This is a genomic window from Paenibacillus sp. JT31N17 (assembly GCF_056269255.1).
Window position 1 is genome coordinate 15,620 of record NZ_JBWDNP010000011.1, and the last position, 15,752, is coordinate 31,371.

Genomic DNA, 15,752 nt, shown 5'->3' on the forward strand with positions numbered 1-15,752 from the left:
CCCATTCGCCCAACCGAGCAAGGAAAAACCCGCTTGCACCGCTCCCAACCTCGGGTTGAACCCCTCTAAGTGGGAAAAACCTTACTACAGCTCACCCCACATGCTCTACAGCGTATTTGCCCCATTCGCCCACTCCAGCAAGGAAAAACCCGCTTGCACCGCCCCCAAGCTCGGTTTAAACTTCTCTAAGTGGGAAAAACCTTACTACAGCTCACCCGACGTGCTCCACAGTACGTATTTGCCCCATTCGCCCACTCCAGCAAGGAAAAACCCGCTTGCACCGCTCCCAAGCTCGGTTTAAACTTCTCTAAGTGGGAAAAACCTTACTACAACTCACCCTACATGCTCCACCGCTGCATGCCCCACCCTAGCTGGCCCCGCCTGCCCGCTGCCCCAAGAAAAAATGTCCTTTCTCATGCTCGCGAGCGCTACCGAGTACGATAATAAAGGCACCCCCGGAATCGTGGAATCCTGCACAGGCATTCCAACAACATTCGATTCCAGTGGTGCCTGTCATACTGCATGAAGCCAACCGTTAAGCAGGGGCAGCCTGGCCCGCCTCCTTACATGCCGCTCTTGCCCTTACCCTCTCCGCGCGATGCGGTATTCGCCCGGAGTCATGCCGATATTTTTCTTGAACAGCTTGAAGAAATTGCTCTCGCTGCTGTAGCCCACTTTATGCATGATCTCGATGACGCTGTCCTCCTCCTGCTCCAGCAGCTTCATCGCCACCGCCAGTCTCACCTGGTTCATATAATCAGCCACGGACAGAGATTCGCTGCTGCGGAAATACCGGCCCAGGTAGGCCGAGGACATTTTCATAATAGCGGCTATGCTTTGCAGGCTTAAATTGGGATCGGTATAATTCAGCTGCACAATCTCCTTGACCGCCTCGACCAGGAAATTCTGCTTGCCCGTCTTGACGTTATTGCGCTCATTGACCAGCTCTTCGAGAACATGCTCGATCTGCTCTCGGATATCCTCCAGCGTTTCCTGCTCCAGAATCAGGTTCGTATAGCGCTTCAGCTTGCTCATAACGGTCTGCACATGCTGAATGTTCAGCTCCCGGATGGTTTGGTGGATGACCATAATAACCTGCAGCACAGCAAAATCGATCTGCTCGATATGTAGGCCCTTGATCCACACCATCCAATCATCCAGCCTGGCTTTCATCATAGGAAGATCATTGCTGCGGATGCTCTCAGAGAGACGCTTCTCCAGATCAAGGGGGATCTGCTCGTTTGTCTCGCCGGCTTCCGCCGCATACAGCTCTGGCGTAATCAACGCCTGCTTGCCCAGGACCATCCGATGAAGGGAATAAAATTGAAGCTGCTCATACTGCCGCGTCAGCAGCTTGTAATCATTGAAAGGCTGGCCCACGACGATGGTCAGCGTGAGCTTGTAATAACCGCTGACCGTATCCTGGATCAGCCGAAGCCGCTCAAGCAGCGCGGAGTCCGGCTGTGCTCCGACCTGAGGATGGCGAATCAGCAGGACCAGATGGTCGCTTGCCATATCCACCGCCGGATCGGCATCATGCGAAGCGATGATCTCTTCCACGATGTTGGTCACGGCGAATTTGACCAGCTTCTGCTCCCGTTCATTGCGGGAATCGCGGAATTTGGCGTAATCGTCAATCTTTAGCAGGCAAAGCACAAAGGTGGAGTCGGCATCCAGCCCCCGATCCTGGCAGTACTCCTCATATTCGCTCCTGGATATGACGGGACTGTCCATCAGCCAGCGCTTCAGAAAATAATGATGCCGCACGTCACGGCTCGCTTCGCGGTCATTGCGGAGAAGACTCATGGTCGTCTGCATATCCTCATAGACGAAGGACAGATAGCCCAGCTCATCCCTGCTGCCGCTCACCCGCTCGCGGTCAGGCGTCGGTGGAAGATTCAGCTGATTCATCAGCTTGCCGACCGGCTTGTACAGCTTTATTGAAGCAAATGCGGCAACAAACAGCGAAATCGCCACAAATAAAAGCAGAACCACAAGGGAGAACGTTCCGATGGCATTGATTTTGCCAAAAACGGCATCATAGGGCTGAACACTGACGATCTTCCAGCCATTCACCTTGGAGGTGAGATAATTGACGATCTGCTTGCCCTGCGCCGTCTTGGCGATAAAATAACCCGAGGGCGCCTCGACATCCAGCAGCCTGCCGTTGAGCTCCTGCATAATGCTGTCGTCCGGGGCCGCCTGCTCGCGGGGACTGAATTGATTGCCCTGCGAATCGATAATGAAGGCATAACCTGACGAATTATCGCCCAACTCGTTGATCATGCGGATATTATCGAACATCCAGGAGGACTTCACATTCAGCATCAGAATACTCTGGCTGGACGAATAGTCGCCAGCCGAGCTGTAGATCAGCAGCGATAATACCGAGCCTTTGCCTGCGCCGTCCTCTTCCGTCATGGGCTGGAGCGTAAGCTTGGGGAACGTCCGGTTCTTTTCTAAAAACGCTTTCAAAATATTATAAGGCTCCTTCGCGCCGCAGCTGATCGGCGAAAGAAAGGTGGTCGAATAATAGCATTTATTTGAGCTGTTATAGATCGCAATGGAGCTGAGATAAGGATTGGAGATCAATATCCGGTCCATCTTCTCCAGCTTATTGTAGAATTGGAACATATCGAGGGAGGGACTGTTCAATAACGAGATAATATCGCGGTCATTAAAGGTGGATACGGTCAGATTCGTAACCATTTCATTCAGGTTGTCGATATTGTAGTTGATTTGGCTGAGAACCTTGTGGTTGGCGTCCTGCTGAAGCTCAAGAGCGGTGTTCCGCGAGAAGGCATACAGGACGCTGCAGAAGATCAGCAGCAGGGGCACGATAAGCAGGATGGTTGTGAAGAAGATGCGTTTGAAATAATTGCGTGAACGATAGAGCGCAAACAAGCCCATGGGGATGCCCCTCCCTCTTTTGTATGCGATAATGCCGCCATTATATCACGAAGCAGGTTTGCGGGACGAGTGTATCTGTCGGAATAGGCGGCGAGAACAAATAATTGCAAAAAGAAACGGCTGTCGCTGTCCTTTGGCGCTAAGTTAATCTCTTCACATAAAATATTCAGAAATGTAGAAGCCAACTGTTATACGTTCTGAATATGCAAGAAGAAAACGGATCTCACCGTCCTCTGGCGGCAAAAAATGCTTCTTCCCACAGACCTTATCGACATTTTCAGAGTGAAGCTTAATACCAAAGAGTTGAAAAAAGCCGGATTATGCGATGTGGAACCCGCGTAATCCGGCCTTTCTGCCGTACTATTAAGCTGCAATTTTTATCGATATGCTGTAACTGACAACAATCACTGCAGGGGGCTTGCCGCATGGGCTGTTGTAATTGGACTTGCGGGTTCCCCGAATACCCCGCCCGCGTTCTCCCTAAACAGCGGTACCGCTGCCCGGCCCCATTGACGGAGCCACGGTTGTCCTTCCCCTGGCCGCCGCTACCCTTGCCCGCGATTTCCTGGAGCAACAGCGCCATTGCTTCTGCTGCAATCAGGGAGCCTCGATGTCTCTTCCATTTGGCCGCCCGCTAACGCCTGCCCGCAATCTCCCCGAGCAGCAGCTCCGTTACTTCCGCTACGCTCATGGAGCCAAGGTCGCCTTCTCCCCGCCTGCGGACCGCGGCAGCAGCATTCTGTTTCTCCTGCTCGCCCAGCACCAGCATATAAGGGACCTTCTGCAGCTGCGCTTCCCGGATTTTATACCCGAGCTTCTCGCTCCGCAGGTCCACCTGAGCACGAATACCCGCCCGTTCAAGCTGCCGCTTTAGCTCTACCGCATAATCTGAAAATGGATCGGACACGGGCAGCAGCATCACCTGTACGGGAGCCAGCCAGAGCGGAAACGCTCCGGCGTAATGCTCTGTAAGAATGCCGATAAAGCGGTCGATGGAGCCGTACACAGCCCGGTGAATGACAACCGGACGATGCTTCTGGTTATCTTCCCCGATGTAATTCAGATCGAATTTCTCCGGCATCTGAAAATCCAGCTGAACCGTTGCGCACTGCCAGCTGCGCCCAAGCGCATCCAGAATATGAAAATCGATCTTCGGCCCGTAGAAGGCCCCGTCGCCTTCATTCAGCCGGTACTGGATTCCACGATCCTCAAGCACATTGCGCAGGGCCGATTCCGCTGCTTCCCACAGCTCGGCAGAACCCATGGAGTCCTCCGGTCTTGTTGACAGCTCCATTCTGTAATCGAACCCGAACACCCTGTAGAAGCGGTCGATCAAAGCAAGAACGGCATTTATTTCTTCCGCAATCTGGTCGGGCCGCACAAACAGATGCGCGTCATCCTGGCAGAACGTCCGCACCCGCATCATTCCGTTCAAAGCTCCCGAGAACTCGTGACGGTGCACCTGTCCGAATTCGGAGATCCGGATGGGAAGCTCCCGATAGGAGCGCAGGGCGTTTTTGAAGATCAGCATATGTCCCGGGCAGTTCATCGGCTTGAGCGCGAAACTTGTTTCGTCCACCTCGGTAAAATACATATTCTCATGATAATGGTCCCAATGGCCGGATTCCTCCCACAGCCGCTGATTCATCATGAGCGGCGTGCGGACCTCCTCGTAGCCTTCCTGCCGCTGCTGCCTGCGCGAGAATTCCTCCAGCTCGTTACGGATAATCATCCCGTTCGGCAAATAAAACGGCATGCCCGGAGCCTCCTCGGAAAACATGAACAATTCCAGCTCCCTGCCAAGCTTGCGGTGATCGCGTTTCTTCGCTTCCTCAAGCCGCTGCAGATGCTCGTCAAGCTCGGTTTTCTTCACAAAAGCCGTTCCGTACACCCGCTGGAGGACACTCTTGCTGGAGTCGCCCCGCCAATAGGCGCCGGCCACGCTCTGCAGCTTGAAGGCACGGATCAGACCCGTTGATGGCAGATGCGGGCCCCGGCACAGATCGAAAAATTCACCCTGATCATAGATCGAAATGACGGCAGCCTCCGGCAAATCGCGAATCAGCTCCAGCTTGTACGGATCATCCAGTTCTCCGAATATCCGCAGCGCTTCGGTCCTTGATACTTCCCGCCGGGTAATCGGCAGATCCTCCTGCGCGATCCGCTTCATCTCTTCCTCGATGGGTCCCAGTTCATCGACGGAAAGCGGCTTCGCCAAATCCATGTCGTAATAGAAGCCGTCTTGAATGACCGGTCCGATGCCCAGCTTTACCGCTTCCTGCCCATATAAGCGCCTGATGGCCTGGGCCATCAAATGGGCCGCGCTGTGCCGGTAGACAGCCAGGCCGTCCTCGCTCGCCAGTGTGACAATTTCCAGAGCGCAGTCTTCGACAAGCGCTGTGTCCAGATCGACAAGCCGGCCGTCTACCCGGGCGCACGCGGCGCTTTTCCGCAAGCTCGCGCTGATCGCTTCGGCAACCTGCAGAGCCGTGGTTCCCTGCTCCACCTCTCGTATTTTTCCATCCTGCATTCTTACTTGAACCCGCTTCATTGCCATTGTCCTTCTCCTCCTTTTCTCCGGTATTTTCGTTTATGTGAACGCAAAAAAACGCCTCCATCCCTGGAAAGGGACGAGTGCGTTCAAGCTCGTGGTTCCACCCTCATTCGATCCGCCTCAAGCCGCGCCATATGCGCTGCTTAAACAAGGCAGGATCCTCATTGATGCATCCGGTAACGGGGATGATTCGGTCTCGTCTACTAACGGCTGCTGTCATTCGCAGCGGGTTCGATGCCACGGCTACAAAGGGGTAATTCCACATCCGGTCACCGGGGAGCTCTCAGCCTTGACTCCTTCTCTGGACAGTCCGTTACGTTGAACCATGTCTTTGATTATCGCCTCATATTCAATTTCCCACAGTATAATGAATTGGCGATGCGCGGTCAAGCACAAACTCAAACGATGTTCTCAAAATATGCGGTCATGCAGGTTATACGCTGTTCAGACCGATCAGGGCAATCACTGAAGATAGAAGTCTCATGGACCGCTTCCGCTTCGTTTCAATCCACATCCAGGCATTGCTATCGATTTTTTTGAGCTCACGATTATGCAGTTTCATCTGTTCTTCATAGAAAAAGGGATGATTGATCATCAGCTCCACTTTCCTTCCGTTAATCGTATTTGAGCTCATTATAAAAAAAAAAGTATGACAACAGAGTGTCATACTTCATCATATCGGGCTAACATATTTTCGATTTTCTTTTTCATCCGGCGCCTCAGCGAAGGCGGCTCGAGAACGACCACATCATCGCCGAAGCTCAGCAGCCTTTCCATCAGCCAATCGGTATCGATAGCCTGGACAATGGTCAGCGTAAGCGTGCCGTCTTCATTGAACCTTTTCTCGTCCAGATAAAATTCATCCAGCACCCTGGCGAGCGGACCTGCCGAGAAATGGATGACCGCATACTCGACCTGCTCCTGAACATCTCCGCCGCCGGAGAAAATATCCTCGGTGGGAACGTTGTGACAGCGTTCGAACAATTCGGGCAGTGCAGCAAGCTCCGACATTCTCGTCAGCTTGAAAACCCGATAGTCGCTGCGCGAACGGCAGAATCCGTATAAATACCAGGAATCGTATTTCAGCAGCAGGCTGACAGGCTCAACGGTCCGCTCCATACGCTCGTCCTTGGCACTCATATAATAAAACCGGACAAGCTGGCCGGCGTTAATCGCTGATCGCAGAGTTCGGAGAATTTCATTGTAGGCCCTCCAGCTTCCCAGATCCATCGTCAGACTCGGAGTACGGCTATTCTTGCTCTGAACGGTCTTCAGCCGATGGATCGTCTGCTGTGCCCTGTCATCCTGGAATACGGTAGCCGTACTGTTAAGAAGGGTGATCAAGGAAGCGATATCGTCGGAACCGAGCAGGCTTTTGTCCATCTTGTATTCTTTAATAATCCCATATCCGCCGTTCACGCCCTGATAGGATACGACGGGGATGCCCGCTGCGCAGATAGCCTCTATGTCCCGGTAAATGGTCCTTTGCGAAACGCCGTATTTGTCCGCCAATTCCGAAGCCGAGACCACCTCATTATTCAGCAGCGCATATGTAATGGATATCAGCCTCTCCAGCTTCATGAATGGATCACCGCCTTTGTCCGATATTACCGATGTTCTTAAATATGTAATGGACCCATCTTTGCTTAAATGTTCGGTGCATGGTCAGAATTGCGCAGTTTGGATTCCAGACTGTCAATATGCTGTTTTACTTCAATCCAATTTGCAGCGCGCAATACCAGGTCATTAGTAACGGACAAATTATAAGGCTGTTCATATAAAATAACCGGTTTATTGGCAAGCGCAAATTCCTCCGCATAATGAGGACCATCATCAATCAGCACATCTACCCTGGACTGGATACATTCTTGGAGTTTGTTCTCAACAAGCGTAATATTGTGATAATTAATCTTATGGTGTTTAAGCCATTCAACGGTAACCTCACGAAAAAATAAGGGCCGGGCAGTAATAATGGATATTTGATGGTGCTTAAACATCTGCTGCAATATTTCCGCTGCCATTGGAAAAGGGGATGAGCTCCAGTGAATATCATGTCCATATCGATGATAAACGGCATTGCGCTCCGCCTCGTCCCACCCATATAAGCGGTACAAATAAAAATCATTCACATCGTTATGCGTCAACGATAATCCGGAAGCTTTATTATAAAAATGCAAATGTGCGGTAGTGGCATCAAGAATTGTGTTGTCTAAATCTACGCCAATATGCAAAGACCCACAACCCCCAGCGTTAAATTTTACGAATAAAATTATATCATATGCAAGACTTGACCGGTTGCCATTAAGAATAAAACCGCAGCATCTCTGCCGCATGATCCAGGATGCTCTGCCGGAGCTCCGCCGGGTGAATGACCTCCACCTGCAAGCCCAGCGCAAAATACGTCTGCGGGAGGCAGCCTCGTTCTCAAAAAATAAGGCGAGCCTCTTCCAGCCGGACCGTACGGAGGGATGGGACTGCTCACCCTGCTGCAGGACATCCACAACCGCCTCCCGGGACAAGAACGGAATCTCAGCCTCAGCAACCCCCATAACCACCGGATAGGAAGCTCCCCTTAATTCGTAATGGGCAACCCAGGCCTGCCACGAGACATGCAGATCGTACCCTTCGGGGCGGCTGAACGGCTCTTCTGTCATTTGAAACGAACGAATCCGCGATAAGCGGTACGCTTGCAGCTGTTGTCCGAGCTGGATTCAGGGAAAGCAGCGGATGAGACAAATTTCTTCCCTCAGAACTGATAGAACTTCATCGTTATAAAAAAAGGGACCGCATCAGGTCCCCATTTCCGTGTTTTTATGAGATCTGGCTGACTCGATTGCCGTACCGGCGATCAGGGACGGATGACGATCTTCAGTGTCGTTTCCTTCTCCTTGCTGCACAGCCTCATCGCTTCTTCCATTTGATCCAGCTCCAGAACATGCGAGATGATCTTGTCCCCGGGTATGACCCCTGCTTTCATATATTCCAGAACCATCGGCAGGTATATGCCGGGGCTGGCATAACTTGCGCGGAGCTGCAGCTTGCGGACGTGAAAATCGTTGACGTCCAGCTCGATCTTCTCGTCCCCCGAAGCGCCGAACCCGATATAGGAGATGATGCCCCCGAAGGCCAGCAGCGGGAGCGCATCTCCCAGGAAGTGCGCGGGCGCCGTCGTCAGCACGCGGTCGAATTTCTTATGCAGATCGGTCCGCTCGCTAAGCGGCCCATCGACAACAAGGACTTCCGCCCCGAGCTCCTTCGCCACCTCCAGTCGCTTGCTGTTGCCGGTTCGGCCGATGCAGACGACCTGGACCGCGCCGCTGCGCAGCGCCAGCGGAATCGCCATCAGCCCGATCGGTCCCGGTCCGATGATGCAGACACGCGAGCCCAGCTCGATGCCGGCCGTCTTTACCATATCCAGCGAGACGCCTGCCGGCTCCGCCAGGCAGGCCACCTCCGGCGAAAGCCCCTCATATGGAACGACGCAGCAGGCGGGAACCGTCATATATTCGCTGAACCCAAGGGCCGGGCGGCCCCAAAAATGCGGAGCGCTGCGGCAAAGATCGACCCTGCCGTTGCGGCATACTTCACATTGACCGCAGAAGCTCGACGACTCCAGCACGACCTTCTGTCCAACCCTCAGGCCATCGCAGCCGGGTCCCAGCTTCTCGATGACGCCGGCGACCTCGTGGCCGAAGGACTGCCAGTCCTTCGCTTTGCTCTCAGCCGCAAACAGATCCGACCCGCAGATGCCGCATGCCTCGACCCGGACGAGCACTTCTTTGGCCGGCGGCTCCTCCGGCATGCTGACCCGTCTGATCTCGGTCTGCCAAGGTGCCTTCAAATACGCGCTTCTTACTTCCATATTTACACTCCCCCCACTGTAACCGTTGGATGCAGGCTTGCCGCAGCCCGGTTGTCAGTAACTGCAACCGTTGGTTGCTGGCTTGCCGCAGCCCGGTTGTCAGTAACTGCAACCGTTGGTTGCTGGCTTGCCGCAGCCCGGTTGTCAGTAACTGCAACCGCTGGATGCAGGCTCCCCGCAGCCTGGTTGTCAGTAACTGCAACCGCTGGATGCTGGCTTGCCGCAGCCCCGTTGTCAGAAATAATTGAACTGTCATCCCCGCAGAGTTTTTTGAAGCGCTTACAGCTTCTCTGACTCTGCTTACCCTCATTTTACACTTCCAGTCCGTCACTTGTCCTTTGTAATATTGTTCAGCGGACTGGAAGTGCCGGATCAGGACAAAGCAGGCGAAAAGCCGGCTAACCGCCGGCTACAGCTCCGAACTGATTCGTGAACATCGTATAATAGATTCCCCGCCGCTCCATAAGCTCCGAATGGGAGCCGCTCTCCACGATTGCGCCGCGGTCGACGACCATAATGGTATCCGCATCGCGGATCGTATTGAGGCGGTGGGCGATGAGGAAGCTGGTCCGCCCCCGCAGCACGCCCCGAAGCGCGTCCTGAATATGCAGCTCTGTCCGCGTATCGATGCTGCTGGTCGCCTCATCGAGAATAAGTATAGACGGATCGGCCAATATAACCCGCGCAATCGCCAGCAATTGGCGTTGGCCCTGGCTCAAATTGCCGCCGTTCTCGGTGAGCGGGGTATCGTAGCGCAACGGCAGCCTGGCGATGAAAGCTGCTGCATTGGCCAGCTCCGCGGCGCGCTCTACCTCCCCGTCGGAGGCATCCGGCTTGCCGTACTTGATATTGTCCTTGATCGTACCGGAGAACAGATACGTGTCCTGAAGCACGATGCCGAATGCCCGGCGCAGGCTGTCCTTCGTATAGTCGCGGATATCGCGCCCGTCAATCCGGATGGAGCCTTCCGTGACATCGTAAAATCTCGTGATCAGATTCACGACTGTCGTCTTACCCGCTCCCGTAGGGCCAATGAACGCAGTGCTTGTTCCTTCTGCCGAGTCGAAGCTGACGTTCTTCAGAATCGGCACGTCGGCGCGGTAGCCGAACGATACATTGTCGAAGACGACATGTCCCCGCGGGTTCGTAAGCGGCACAGCACCCGGAGGGTCCTCCGGCTCCTCTTCCTCGTCAAGCACCTCGAATACCCGCTCCACGCCGGCAACACCCGACTGCAGCACATTGAACAGATTGGCAATATCCGTGAGCGGACGAACGAACTGGCGCGAATAGCTGAGAAAACTGGCGATCACCCCGACCGTAATATGGCCGTTCACCGCCAGGATACCGCCGACAAGAGCCACTGCGGCGAAGCCGATATTGTTGATGACGTTCATGATCGGCATCAGAAAGCCCGCACGGATCTGCGCCTTGATGCCGACCTCGCACAGCTCGGCATTCACCTCGTCGAACTCGGAGATCGCTTTTTCCTCGCGGTTGAACGCCTTGACGATATGGATGCCGGAGATTGTCTCCTCCACATGGCCGTTCAGCCTGCCGAGCCGGTTCTGCTGCTCCTTGAAAAGCGGTCCTGTCGAGCGGGCGATCGCGCGCGTCAGCAGGAAAACGCCGGGCACCGTAATCAGACTCGCCAGCGTCAGCCACGGGCTGAGGACGATCATCATAACAAGCGAACCGACAAGCGCTACCGAGCCCGTCATGACCTGGACGGCGGACTGGGCTACCGTATTGCTGACGTTGTCGATATCATTGGACATGCGGCTCATCAGATCGCCGTGCGTCCGGGTATCGAAGAAGCGGATGGGCAGCTTCTGCAGTTTGCCGAACAGCGATGTCCGCAGACGCCCGACGATACGCTGCGCCACGCCGGCCATCAGCCAGCCCTGCAGAAAAATCAGCCCGCCATCCGCAAGATAGGAAACAACAAGCGCAATCAGCGCAACTTGAAGGAGGCTGAAATCGACCTGCCCGACCGCCTTCCCTCCCCCTGCGCCGGACATCGCATCTACAGCCATCCCGATGAGGTAAGGGCCGGTCAGCGTAATGAGGGCATCAACCAGCACAATGGCGAAGATAACGGTCAACCGCTTTCGCTCGCTGCCGACATACGTCCACATCCGTTTCAACGTCGCGCTCAGATTTTTGGGTTTAACGACCGGGCCGCCTCTGCGTCCGGCGCCGAAGCCGCCCCGTCCCGCCATTCCTATCGGCGGGGGAGGAGGGGCAGACGTACCAGCCTGCGGCTCGCGGCGTTCATTCTCCTCACTGCGTTCAGACACCGGCATCCACCTCCTGCCCGGCCTGCGACCGGTAAATTTCCTGATACGCCCTGCAGCTTCTCATCAGCTCGTCATGCTTGCCCGTGCCGACGATCTCCCCGTTGTCGAGAACGACGATCCGGTCTGCGTCCATGACGGACGTAATGCGCTGGGCGATCAGCAGACATGTCAGCCCTTCGGCATAGCGCTTCAGCGACTCCTTGATCTTCGCCTCCGTCGCCGCGTCTACGGCGCTCGTGCAATCGTCGAGAATGAGGATTGACGGCTGCCGCACAAGCGCCCTGGCGATCGACAGCCGCTGCTTCTGCCCGCCCGACAGATTGACGCCGCCCTGGCCAAGCTTCGTCTCGTACCCCTCGGGGCATTTCAGAATAAACTCTTCCGCCTGCGCCATCCTCGCCGCCCGCTCCAGCTCCTCCTGAGAGGCATCCTCCTTGCCCCAGAGCAGATTCTCGCGGATCGTTCCCGTGAACAGCACGGTTTTCTGCGGCACGATGGCAATTTTCTCCCTCAGACGCGCCGGCTCGATCGCACTCACGTCTTCCCCGCCGACCTCCACCGTTCCGGAATCCGCATCATAGAATCGCGGAATGAGGCTGACGAGCGTGCTTTTGCCCGAGCCGGTGGAGCCGATGATGCCGATGGTCTCTCCGGGAAGGCAGCTCAGCGTAATGTTCCGCAGCACGGCTTCCTTGCCCATATAGGCAAAGGATACGTCCTTGAACTCGACGCTCCCGGTCGCCTTCGGCGCGCGCGGCTGTTCCTCTTTCCAGGCCATCGCATCCTGCTCCGCGAAAACCTCGCCGATCCGTTCCGAGGAAGCCTTGGCCCTGATGAACATATTGAATACGTTGGAGATCATCATCAGGGAGAACAGAATCTGCGTCATGTAGTTGATGAAAGCAATGATATGGCCGACCTGCATCTGGCCTTGATCGACGCGGATGCCCCCGATCCAGATGACGGCAACGATGCCGAGGTTGACCGACAGCATGATGCCGGGACTGAACAGCGCCATTGTCCGCATGGCGCGGGTGGAGGCGGTCTGGTAGCCCCTGTTGACCTCGTCGAACTTGTCGACCTCGTAATCGAACCGGTTAAACGCCTTGACGACGCGGACGCCGGAGAGATACTCCCTGGAGAGTCCGTTGACCCGGTCGAGCGCCGTCTGCACCCTGGCAAATCGCGGGAAGCCGATCAGCATATTGGAGACGATCAGCACCGCCACAATCGGGACGACGACAATCAGCACAACCGACAGCGGCGGATTAAGCCGCACGGCCATGATCAGGCTTCCCAGGCAGACAAGCGGGGCTTTGACAAAAATTCGCATCAGCCCGTTCGTAAAATTCTGAATTTGCGTGACATCGTTGGTCAGCCGGGTGACCAGCGAAGCGCGGTCGAACTTGTCGATGCTGTTGAAGGATAAGGATTGGATTTTGCGGAACAGATCCGAGCGGAGCTTCGTGCCGAAATTTTGCGATACGTGACTGGAGATGATGTTGCGCATGGACGCACCCACTGCCCCTGCCGCCGTGACAAGCAGCATATAGCCGCCGAACTGCAGCACGTAATCCATCTGCTTGTTCGCGACGCCCTCATCGATGATGCGCGACATCAGCAGGGGCTGCAGCAGATCGCAGAACGCTTCCAGCATGAGGAAAAGAAGAGCAGCGAAAAAGGGCTTGCCGAATTGGCGGAAGTAAGGTTTCAGAAAGCTCACTTTAGAGGACTCCCTTGCCGTTATGTATAATCCTCCAAATTATATCACATCGCAAAGCGGATACGTCCCTCACAAAATTTGATGCGGTCATTCATTTAATGAATGAGGGATTTAAGAAATGCAGGCTTCCCCAAAGCCGCCTGTTCGAGGGATCTTTCCCTACCCCGGTTCCACGCGGCTGCACGCCGCCTTAATCCCGCAGATGTCCTTTGGGAATGCCTTTGGAGTTTCCTATGTTAAACTACAAGTAATGATGGTTAGAGGGATGTGGCATGAAATGGAAATCCGGGAACTGCATGGAGATGAACAAGCTCCGATGGATTTGCTGCTATTGGCGGATCCGTCCCGCAAGCTCGTTGACGGGTATATCCGAAGAGGGCAATGCTTCGTCGCAGAACTGAATGATGGGATCGCTGGCGTCTATGTGCTGCTGCCAACGAGGCCGGAAACCGTCGAGATCGTAAATATAGCCGTTGATGAGAGCAAGCAGGGCCAGGGGATAGGCAGGCTGCTGGTGAATCATGCCATTCAGCAGGCCAGGATCCACGGTTACAAGACGATTGAAATCGGCACTGGAAATTCAGGGATCGGGCAGCTTGCCCTTTACCAGAAATGCGGGTTCCGGATAACCGGAGTGGACAGGGACTTCTTCATCAGACATTACACGGAAGAGATATTCGAGAACGGAATACAGGTAGTGGACATGATACGGTTGGCGCAGGATCTGTAGGGGAGGGTCCAGTATAAAAAATCACATAAAAAAGCCTCCGAATCCACTGCTTAAGCGGGATGGAGGTTTCTGGACAAATGAGAGCTGCTGCTGTTTTTCCTATTCATCCCACTTTAACAAAGAACCGACTATTTGAGGTCGGGAGCCTTCTCATGCCTCACCCAGCCTGATCCATCGGTGGCAGAGCCGCTCAATCAAATGCAGGTCATGACTGATCAGAAGCAGACCGAGCTTCCGCTCGCGCGCAATCGCAAGCACCGCATGCCAAATCTGCGCTTGCGTAACGGCATCCAGCATAGTGGTCATTTCGTCGGCGATCACAAAGCGGGTCTTGCTGCCCAATGCTCTGGCGATGCAAATACGCTGCAGCTCTCCTCCGGACAATTCATTGGGCCATCGCTTCAGCCAGGCCTTCTCAATGCCCAGCTCCTGCAGATAGGCCGGCTCCGGTTCGCCCGCCTCTGCGAGAATGCGATGGATGCGCCACCTTGGATTGACGGCCCGCTCCGGATGCTGGAACACCAGCTGAACCGGATGATAGCCGCTGCGGGGCAGCTCTTGACCGTCAAGCGTTATGGCGCCTTCTTCCGGCTTCTCATGACCGGCCAGAATCCGGCCAATCGTCGTCTTGCCGAATCCGCTCGGACCGACAAGACCGACGATTTCACCGGATTGTACCGCAACTTCAAGACTTCGGAAAAGCCATGGTCCCTTGCCGTAGCGAAAACCGATACCTTCTCCCTTAAGAAGCATGAAAGCACCTCACGGAACCGCCGCGCAGATCCCGCATATCAGGTCCGTCATCCGTGCATGCTGAAGTGGCCGCCGCACAGCGGGGGGCGAACAGACACCCTGGCGGAAGATTGTCCGGTCCGGGCTGGGCGCCGGGAAGCGGCAGGAAGCCGTTCTGCGGCAGCGCCTGCCAGAGCGCCTTGCTATATGGATGCCGCAGCTGCGCTCCATTGTCGGCGAAATCCGCAGCCAAGGCGATTTCAACGGTTGTTCCGGCATAAAAGACCGCAACCCGGTCGGCAATCCGGAGCGCCGCTTCGATATCATGCGTAATGAACAGCACCGCACAGCCCTCATCGGCCAATTCCCTGAATGTAGCCAAGGCTTCCGCCATATCGTCCGGATGCATGCCCGGCGTTGGTTCGTCCGCAACGATAAGCCGGGCGCCGCTGATTGTCGCTGTCGCCACCAATACCCGGCGGGCCATGCCGCCGGATAATTGAAAAGGGTACAGCCGCTCAGTCTGTTCGGCAAGCCTGTAACGTTTGAATATGGCCCGCTGCGCAGCCAGCGGCTCCGGGCCGGTAGCCGTCGTTCTTACTTGCGCTCCGACCTTCATGAGCGGATCCAGATGATTCACCGATTGCGGCACAAGCGCAATTTCTTTGCCCCGCAATGTACTCAGCCGCTCGGCGGACATGGTTCTCCCGTCATAGCGGATCGTTCCCGACATCCGGGCATTCTCCGGCAGAATGCCCATAATGGCGTGAGCGAGCAAGCTTTTGCCGGAACCGCTCGAACCGATGACGGCCATGACTTCTCCTGCTTCCACCTTCAAATGGAGGCCCGTGATGGGCTGAACCGAATGCTGATCCAGCCCGCCGCCGTCATATTGCGTGAAAGAAACGGAGAGATTATCGACCTCGAGCAATGCCATATTG

Annotated in this window: 11 protein-coding genes; 1 reads left to right on the plus strand and 10 read right to left on the minus strand. The window is 55.1% G+C overall.

Features of this window, described 5'->3' with window-relative positions; all coding sequences use genetic code 11:
- Nucleotides 1–582: 582 nt before the first annotated feature.
- The 8 genes from AC0YOB_RS26760 to AC0YOB_RS26795 form a co-directional block, all read right to left on the minus strand.
- Nucleotides 583–2,910 carry a helix-turn-helix domain-containing protein gene (locus AC0YOB_RS26760; RefSeq protein WP_475795360.1) on the minus strand — a complete coding sequence of 776 codons (2,328 nt, stop codon included), beginning with the start codon at nucleotides 2,908–2,910 and terminating at the stop codon, nucleotides 583–585.
- A 634-nt stretch (nucleotides 2,911–3,544) separates the two neighbouring features.
- Complete coding sequence (gene thrS / locus AC0YOB_RS26765; protein ID WP_475795361.1) at nucleotides 3,545–5,467, minus strand: threonine--tRNA ligase; 1,923 nt, start codon at nucleotides 5,465–5,467, stop codon at nucleotides 3,545–3,547.
- Nucleotides 5,468–5,897: 430 nt separating this feature from the next.
- Nucleotides 5,898–6,059, minus strand: a complete 162-nt coding sequence (locus AC0YOB_RS26770; protein WP_475795362.1) for a hypothetical protein — start codon at nucleotides 6,057–6,059, stop codon at nucleotides 5,898–5,900.
- 68 nt (nucleotides 6,060–6,127) lie between these two features.
- Nucleotides 6,128–7,045 (minus strand): helix-turn-helix transcriptional regulator, encoded by a 918-nt coding sequence (locus tag AC0YOB_RS26775; RefSeq protein ID WP_475795363.1) that lies wholly within the window; start codon nucleotides 7,043–7,045, stop codon nucleotides 6,128–6,130.
- A gap of 65 nt (nucleotides 7,046–7,110) precedes the next feature.
- Nucleotides 7,111–7,695, minus strand: coding sequence for a 5' nucleotidase, NT5C type (locus AC0YOB_RS26780; RefSeq protein ID WP_475795364.1), 585 nt, complete (start codon nucleotides 7,693–7,695; stop codon nucleotides 7,111–7,113).
- 617 nt (nucleotides 7,696–8,312) lie between these two features.
- Entirely contained in the window at nucleotides 8,313–9,326 is a 1,014-nt protein-coding gene (locus AC0YOB_RS26785) for a zinc-dependent alcohol dehydrogenase (protein WP_475795365.1), read from the minus strand.
- Nucleotides 9,327–9,724: 398 nt separating this feature from the next.
- A complete protein-coding gene (locus AC0YOB_RS26790) occupies nucleotides 9,725–11,548 on the minus strand; it encodes an ABC transporter ATP-binding protein (RefSeq protein WP_475795519.1) in 1,824 nt (607 codons plus the stop codon).
- A gap of 70 nt (nucleotides 11,549–11,618) precedes the next feature.
- Nucleotides 11,619–13,349, minus strand: a complete 1,731-nt coding sequence (locus AC0YOB_RS26795; RefSeq protein ID WP_475795366.1) for an ABC transporter ATP-binding protein — start codon at nucleotides 13,347–13,349, stop codon at nucleotides 11,619–11,621.
- 277 nt (nucleotides 13,350–13,626) lie between these two features.
- Between AC0YOB_RS26795 and AC0YOB_RS26800 the strand changes: the two genes are divergently transcribed.
- Nucleotides 13,627–14,079 (plus strand): GNAT family N-acetyltransferase, encoded by a 453-nt coding sequence (locus AC0YOB_RS26800; RefSeq protein WP_475795367.1) that lies wholly within the window; start codon nucleotides 13,627–13,629, stop codon nucleotides 14,077–14,079.
- A gap of 150 nt (nucleotides 14,080–14,229) precedes the next feature.
- Here AC0YOB_RS26800 and AC0YOB_RS26805 read toward each other — a convergent pair whose 3' ends face one another.
- Entirely contained in the window at nucleotides 14,230–14,832 is a 603-nt protein-coding gene (locus tag AC0YOB_RS26805) for an ABC transporter ATP-binding protein (RefSeq protein ID WP_475795368.1), read from the minus strand.
- Nucleotides 14,822–15,748: an ABC transporter ATP-binding protein gene (locus AC0YOB_RS26810; RefSeq protein WP_475795369.1), complete on the minus strand. Its 927-nt coding sequence runs from the start codon at nucleotides 15,746–15,748 to the stop codon at nucleotides 14,822–14,824. The genes AC0YOB_RS26805 and AC0YOB_RS26810 overlap by 11 nt, the downstream gene beginning before the upstream one ends.
- Between the last annotated feature and the right edge of the window lie 4 nt (nucleotides 15,749–15,752).

What these genes read in the sequence shown, in the direction of transcription:
- AC0YOB_RS26760 (WP_475795360.1), bottom strand. Translation starts at nt 2,910, where the DNA reads ATGGGCTTGTTTGCGCTCTATCGTTCACGCAATTATTTCAAACGCATC.
- AC0YOB_RS26770 (WP_475795362.1), bottom strand. Translation starts at nt 6,059, where the DNA reads ATGATCAATCATCCCTTTTTCTATGAAGAACAGATGAAACTGCATAAT.
- AC0YOB_RS26785 (WP_475795365.1), bottom strand. Translation starts at nt 9,326, where the DNA reads ATGGAAGTAAGAAGCGCGTATTTGAAGGCACCTTGGCAGACCGAGATC.
- AC0YOB_RS26810 (WP_475795369.1), bottom strand. Translation starts at nt 15,748, where the DNA reads ATGGCATTGCTCGAGGTCGATAATCTCTCCGTTTCTTTCACGCAATAT.
- AC0YOB_RS26775 (WP_475795363.1), bottom strand. Translation starts at nt 7,045, where the DNA reads ATGAAGCTGGAGAGGCTGATATCCATTACATATGCGCTGCTGAATAAT.
- thrS (WP_475795361.1), bottom strand. Translation starts at nt 5,467, where the DNA reads ATGGCAATGAAGCGGGTTCAAGTAAGAATGCAGGATGGAAAAATACGA.
- AC0YOB_RS26790 (WP_475795519.1), bottom strand. Translation starts at nt 11,548, where the DNA reads ATGGCGGGACGGGGCGGCTTCGGCGCCGGACGCAGAGGCGGCCCGGTC.
- AC0YOB_RS26805 (WP_475795368.1), bottom strand. Translation starts at nt 14,832, where the DNA reads ATGCTTCTTAAGGGAGAAGGTATCGGTTTTCGCTACGGCAAGGGACCA.
- AC0YOB_RS26800 (WP_475795367.1), top strand. Translation starts at nt 13,627, where the DNA reads ATGGAAATCCGGGAACTGCATGGAGATGAACAAGCTCCGATGGATTTG.